The following is a 5,791-nucleotide window of genomic DNA, read 5'->3' on the forward strand; positions in this document are numbered from 1 at the left end:
AGGGCTTTCAGCTCACCTCCGGACCCGGATGTGAAAAGGTCGCGATCTTGCCGGTCAATCACGAAGATTGGCAATCTGTAACGTATCAGTATATTGAACCCAGCAGCGGGCCTAGGGTCGCGCAATTGTCAACACCGCACGATTGCCGGTCGGCCCCGCGGCTGCTATGCGCCTGACGGGCGGGACGAATGGATAGACGGGTAACGAAGAAGGGCGACGACGACGCGTCGGGCAAGGAGCGGCCGACGCTGAAGACGCTTGCCTTCATGACCGGGCTTGGCGTCACGACGGTCTCGCGCGCGCTGAAGGATGCGCCCGAGATCGGCGCCGAGACCAGGCGTCGCGTCCAGCTCGTCGCCAAGCAGATCGGCTACCGTCCGAACCGCGCGGGCGTGCGCTTGAGGACAGGCAAGACCAACGTCATCTCGCTTGTGCTGAACACCGAGCACGAGCTGATGAGCTTCGTCTCGGACATCATCTACGGCGTCACCGAGGTGATCGCCGACACGCCCTACCATCTGATCGTCACGCCCTATTCACGCTCGCAGGATCCGCTCGACCCGGTGCGCTACCTGGTCGAGACGGGCTCGGCCGACGGCGTCATCATCTCACGCACCCAGCCCAACGATCCGCGGGCGCGCTACATGCTTGAGCACGGCATTCCCTTCGCCACGCATGGCCGCACCGACATGGGGCTGGTGCATCCCTATCACGACTTCGACAATTACGCCTTTGCCGGCGAAGCCGTCCGCTATCTCGCCGGCAGGGGCCGCAACCGGCTGGCGCTCGTCACCCCGCCGGTCGGCCTCACCTATTACGGCCATACGGTGAACGGCTTTGCCGATGCGCTGAGCGAGGTGGGCGCCTCGGAGGTGCCGTTCAACACCGTCTCCATCGACCAGTCGATCGAGCAGATCAGGACGCGGACCGCGCAGTTGATGCGGCGCAAGGACCGGCCCGACGGCTTCGTCAGCAGCGCCGCCGCCGCGACGCTTGCCATCGTGGCCGGCATAGAGGACGCCGGGCTGCAGCTCGGCCGCGACGTCGACGTGGTGTCGAAACAATCGTCGGAGCTGCTGCATCTGTTCCGACGGGAGCTGCTCGTCGTCAACGAGAATTTTAGGCTCGCCGGCTCCGAGCTCGCCCGCGCCGTGCTCGGCTGGATCGGCGGCGCCGATCCAGGCACGCTACAGTCGCTCAGCACGCCGAGCGAGGTCTTGCCCTATCGGGGCTAGTGCCCCGCCCCACTGCCCCATGGGCCGTGGAACGCTCCCGCTTCCCCGATCCGCTCGAAGCCGTGCGCGCCGAAAAAGTCGCGCTGCGCCTGGATCAGGTTCGACGTGCCGCGTCCCTGCCGGTAGCTGTCGAAATAGGCGAGCGCCGAGGACAGCGCCGGCACCGGCGAGCCGGCCTCGGAGGCACGCGCCACGATGCGCCTGAGCGACGGATGCGCCTCCTTCATCATGGCGATGAAGGCCGGCGCCATCAGCAGGTTGGTGGAAGCGCTGCCGGAACCGAGGGCCTCGGCCATCGTGTCGAGCATCTGCGAGCGGATGATGCAGCCGGCGCGCCAGATCTTGGCGATGGTCGGCATCGGCAGGTTCCAGTTGAACTCCTTCGAGGCGCCGCTCATCACCGCGAAGCCTTGCGCGTAGGCTGCGATCTTGCCGGCGAACAGGGCCAACTCAAGGTCCTTGAGCAGCGCGGCCTTGTCGCCCGAGATCTTTTCGACGCCGATATTGCCATAGGCCTTTTCCGCCGCCTGCCGCTCGTCCTTGATCGAGGACAATACGCGCGCCGCCACCGCAGCCTCGATCGCCGTCGCCGGAATGCCGAGTTGCTGCGCCTCGATGACCGACCATTTGCCGGTGCCCTTCTGCCCCGCGCGGTCGAGGATGATGTCGACCACCGGCTTGCCGGTCTTGGGATCGTCGGCGGCCAGCACCTTGGCGGTGATCTCGATCAGGTAGGAGTTGAGCCGACCCTGGTTCCAGCCGCCGAAAACCTTGCCGATCTCCTTGGGCGCCATGCCGAGCCCGTCGCGCAGGATGCCGTAGATCTCGGCGATCATCTGCATGTCGGCATATTCGATGCCGTTGTGGATGGTCTTGACGAAATGGCCGGCGCCATCATGGCCGAGCCAGGCCGCGCAAGGCTCGTCCTTGAACTTGGCGGAAATCGCCGTCAGCACTTTCTCGACGCGCTTCCAGGATTCTTCGGTGCCGCCGACCATGATCGACGGGCCATGGCGCGCGCCTTCCTCGCCCCCCGACACGCCCATGCCGATGAAGGTCAGGCCCGAGCCGGACAGCTCCGAGAAGCGCCGCATCGTATCGCGGAAATTGGCGTTGCCGGCATCGATGACGATGTCGTTGTCGGAAAGCACGCCGCGCAGTGCCGCGATCTGCTCGTCGACCGGCTTGCCGGCCAGCACCATGATGATGATCGGCCGCGGCGGGCGGATCGCCGCGGCAAGCTCCTCCAGGCTGTAGCAGGGAACGACCATGTCCTTCAGCGCGCCGGCGCTCTCGACGAAAGCGTCGGTGCGCGACGGCGTGCGGTTGAAGACGGCGATGCGATGCCCGTGCTCGGCGATGTTGAGCGCCAGGTTGGAACCCATCGTGCCAAGGCCGATCAGGCCGATTTCGGCTTTTTCCATCGTTTCTTCCCTGCTTTCGAATGCTTGTTGTGGCCGCGTTTCGGGCGATGCTCACTGTTTCGCAAGATGAATGACGGGCCTTGGCGGCGGCGTCAACCGCCTCTCCGAATTGTGTCGAGGTCGCACTGGTTGTCACCGAGGGTGAAGACAGAGGGTGAATGGTGAATAGTGAATGGACAGGCAACCGTCGTCGCGACGCGGTAACGGAAATCGCCTGCTATTCACTATTCACTATTCACCTTCAATTTCACTCTGCGCGGATATCGATCGGCGCCTCGATTTTGACCACCTCGAAGTCCGAAACGAGGATATCGAGCCTTGCGTTCCAGCGCCCGGGGATAGGAATGACGAGATTGTCCACGCGCCAGGTCCCGTCGCCCGGCTTCGTCGCCGGCCGCGTGATCGGCTCGATGCCGGAATCCGGCTTCGACAGCACCAGCGTCACCGCCTTGGCGTCCAACGGTCCGAAATCGCCGGTCATGATCATCATCGAAGCAGCGACCTCGCCGGCATGTCCAGGCGTGATGCTGAGATCGGCCATCGCCTTCAGCGTGTGGATGTGGATCGACGCCGGCTGCGCCGCGGCGATCGCCAGCGCGCGCGGCGGCGGAGTGAAGCGCCAGCCGGCGGCGACGCCGAAGATGGCCAGCACGATGACCACCTCGATACCGATCGAGCGCACCAGCCGCCGCTGCACCTCGGTGTCGCCGGCCTCGGCGGGCGCCGTCAGCGTCCAGCGATTGACCGCGGCAAGCGTGAACAGGAAAAGCAGTAGGGCCAGCTTTAGGAGCAACAGCCGGCCATAGGACGTGTTGATCAAAGCTGCCGGCTGCTCAACCTGGATGATTGCCAGCACGATGCCGCTGGCGGCGAGCACGGCGACGACCGGCAGGATCGCGCGGGAGAAGCGCCGCAGAAAGGCTTTTGCCTCCGCCGGCTGCTGCCGTAACGCCAGGCCGAGCGGCGCCAGCGAACCGGCCCAGAAGGCTATTGCGGTGCCGTGCAGGAACACCAGCGGCCGCGTCAGCCATTGCGGCTCGGCGGCACTGGCATGGCCGCTCGCGGCAAGGGCGGCGCCGACACCGAGCAACGCTGCGCTCGCCGACAGCCTGCGAAAGCCCGCCGGCCCGGCGAGCGAAAGCAGCGCGAGGCCAAGCGCGATCAGTCCGATCAGCACCGTCCAGACGTAGCTCGTCTCCAGCGCGGTCTTCCAGACTGTCGGTGCCGCAAGGCGCGCGAGCGGCGCGCCGAGCCCATCCAAGCCTTGCAGGCCGAGCGACACCGGCGCTGCAACGAGGCCGAAAAGCAGAGCCGCAGCGACAAAGCGCTGGCCGCGGCGCCGGTCTTCGGCCAGCCAGGCGAGCGCGAACGCGCCGCCGGCGCCGAGGAAGAGGCCGGCATAGAGAAAGAGCTTGGCCACCCAGATCGCCCCGCGCAGCGTCCAGTCGACGGCTTCGCCCGCCACCGGCGCCGCGCTTGGCGCCCCGATGGAAAACAGCGCCGAGCCGCCGACCGGATGGCCGTCGACCGACACCACCCGCCAGCTGAGCACATGCGTGCCGGATTTGAGCGTCTCGGGATTGTCGATCTCGACCGTCTGGTCGTTGAGGCGGAAGGATGTCAGCGCAAGCTGCGAGCCGTCCGGCCGCACGAGTGTCAGCACCAGCGGCGAGACGGGCTCGCTGAAGGTCAGCGAGAATTTGGCGGGACTTTGCGTCAGCACCGCGCCATCGGCCGGATCGGTCGCGACCAGCGCCGCATGCGCGAAGGCGCGGCCGGGCATGGCCAATACCGCCATCGCCACGAGCACCGCCACCAGCCAAGAAAGCAGGCCGGCATGCAGGCGGATCGTCGAGGAAGGCTGTGCTGCGTTCATGCCGTCACAACAGGAAATGGTGGCGCGCCCCGATGGAGCGCGCCAACAGAAATCATTTCTTCGGCAGCAATTTGATGCCGGGCGCCGGCGTTTCCAAGGCGTCCTCGTCCTGGCCGGCCGCCGGGATCTCGATCCAGCGATCGGTCGCGTCGCCGCATTCCTGCACCACCGGGAAATAGAGCATCTGGCCGGCCGGCAGATCGGCCGCCAGCGAGGCGCGGAACACGAACTCGTCATAGAACTCGTCGGGCAAATTGCCGCCGCTCCAATCTACTTCCTTGACGCCGGTGGTCAGCGTTTCGCCATAGAGCTGGTAGGATTTCTCGTACTTGCCCTTCTTGGTCTGCAGCGTCCAGCCGGGCTTGGGCATCGGCTTCACTGAAATCACGCCTTCAGGAATCTGCACGCGCACCGCGGTCGTCGCCTTGCCCTCGCAGCCATGCGGCACGCGAAAGACCGCCTTGTAGGTCGAGCCGACAGCCGCTTCCTGCGTTTCGAGCGTGATGTGGGCGAGCGCGGCATTGGTCCCGAACGCGCAAAGCACGCCCGCCGCCAAAAGATATTTCTTCATGAATTGTCCCTCTGATTTCGAACAGGCGGATTACTCGGCGTGGTCCATGTCCATATCGCCACTGCCCGTCTCGCCCATGCCTTCGACGGCAAACTCGACCTTGACGCTACCGGCCTTCTCGAAGGTCAGCGTCGCCGGGAACTTCTCGCCCTGCTTCGGCTGTCGCTTCAGGCCGGTGAACATCAGGTGATAGGCGCCGGGCTTCAGCGCGACCTTGCCGCCGGCCGGGATCTCCAGCCCGCCCTCGACCGGCCGCATGGTCATGACGCCGTCCTTGACGCTCATCTCATGCAGTTCGGCCTTGTCGGAGATGTCGGAGGAAATCGACAGCAGCCGGTCGGGCGCGCTGCCCTTGTTGGTCACGGTGAAATAGCCGCCGGCCACCTTGGCGCCGGGCGGCGTCGCCCGCGACCAGGGGTGCTCGATCTCGAGATCGCCGACCTTGAACTCATGCGCGAGGGCGGCGGGAATGCAGGCGACGAGCAAAAGCAGGGTAAGCACGGCGAGGCCGACGCGATGTTGGAGGTGGAAGGGCGGCGCGCCGCGAAAGGCGAAGGCTTGCGCCATGGAAAGAAGATTGGACATGGTTGCTCCATGAATATGAGGATCGCGCCGCTTTGCGGCCGCGACAGTCTGATCTTTGGATGAATAGGCTCGCGGAAGGTTCTGCGGATCAGACCATTGC

The 5,791-nt window shown here is 65.5% G+C and carries 5 protein-coding genes; 1 reads left to right on the forward strand and 4 read right to left on the reverse strand.

The features are described from left to right. The first annotated feature begins 188 nt into the window (after positions 1-188). Positions 189-1,235: a LacI family transcriptional regulator gene (locus EOD07_RS19505; RefSeq protein ID WP_127236635.1), complete on the forward strand. Its 1,047-nt coding sequence runs from the start codon at positions 189-191 to the stop codon at positions 1,233-1,235. On the opposite strand, the gene gndA is transcribed toward EOD07_RS19505, so the two are convergent. The 4 genes from gndA to EOD07_RS19525 form a co-directional block, all read right to left on the reverse strand. After that, on the reverse strand, positions 1,232-2,659 hold the full coding sequence (gene gndA / locus EOD07_RS19510; protein WP_127236636.1) for an NADP-dependent phosphogluconate dehydrogenase: 1,428 nt from the start codon (positions 2,657-2,659) through the stop codon (positions 1,232-1,234). The genes EOD07_RS19505 and gndA overlap by 4 nt on opposite strands. Positions 2,660-2,906: 247 nt before the next feature. Further along, positions 2,907-4,535: a copper resistance CopC/CopD family protein gene (locus EOD07_RS19515; protein ID WP_127236637.1), complete on the reverse strand. Its 1,629-nt coding sequence runs from the start codon at positions 4,533-4,535 to the stop codon at positions 2,907-2,909. Positions 4,536-4,587: 52 nt separating this feature from the next. Beyond that, entirely contained in the window at positions 4,588-5,106 is a 519-nt protein-coding gene (locus tag EOD07_RS19520) for a YcnI family protein (RefSeq protein ID WP_127236638.1), read from the reverse strand. 30 nt (positions 5,107-5,136) lie between these two features. Then, positions 5,137-5,691 (reverse strand): copper chaperone PCu(A)C, encoded by a 555-nt coding sequence (locus EOD07_RS19525; RefSeq protein ID WP_245470284.1) that lies wholly within the window; start codon positions 5,689-5,691, stop codon positions 5,137-5,139. Positions 5,692-5,791 lie beyond the last annotated feature (100 nt).

It is taken from the genome of Mesorhizobium sp. M2C.T.Ca.TU.002.02.1.1 (assembly GCF_003997225.1).

What these genes read in the sequence shown, in the direction of transcription:
- EOD07_RS19505 (WP_127236635.1), top strand. Translation starts at nt 189, where the DNA reads ATGGATAGACGGGTAACGAAGAAGGGCGACGACGACGCGTCGGGCAAG.
- EOD07_RS19520 (WP_127236638.1), bottom strand. Translation starts at nt 5,106, where the DNA reads ATGAAGAAATATCTTTTGGCGGCGGGCGTGCTTTGCGCGTTCGGGACC.
- EOD07_RS19515 (WP_127236637.1), bottom strand. Translation starts at nt 4,535, where the DNA reads ATGAACGCAGCACAGCCTTCCTCGACGATCCGCCTGCATGCCGGCCTG.
- gndA (WP_127236636.1), bottom strand. Translation starts at nt 2,659, where the DNA reads ATGGAAAAAGCCGAAATCGGCCTGATCGGCCTTGGCACGATGGGTTCC.
- EOD07_RS19525 (WP_245470284.1), bottom strand. Translation starts at nt 5,691, where the DNA reads ATGTCCAATCTTCTTTCCATGGCGCAAGCCTTCGCCTTTCGCGGCGCG.